Source organism: Fructilactobacillus sp. X2R1C1 (assembly GCF_059901435.1).
In genome coordinates, this window is the sequence record NZ_JBWXUV010000094.1 from 1 (window position 1) to 269 (window position 269).

General features: G+C 39.0%; 1 protein-coding gene. It reads left to right on the forward strand.

From position 1 onward, the window contains the following. Positions 1-269 (forward strand): hypothetical protein (locus tag AC6UDG_RS07615; RefSeq protein ID WP_500706977.1); only part of this gene is annotated, 269 nt, incomplete at both ends.

Sequence of the window (269 nt, forward strand, 5' to 3'; positions counted from 1 at the left end):
CTGCTAAAGTGCTTTATGAAACAACTTATGTTCTTCCTGAGAATGTGAAGGTCATTAAGAATCAACAAGACCAGCTAATTGCTCAAACCAATAAAGTGACTACTGACACTGTTATCAGTATTAAACAAGGTCATTTGACGGATGCTCAAACCTGTCAAGTTAAGGCAGAAACCAATAAAGTAAATGCTGAGGTGACTCTCAAGTTACCTGAAGAAGTGGCATTGCTAGAATTAAACCAAGCACAAGTGACTGCCCAGACTGCACAAACT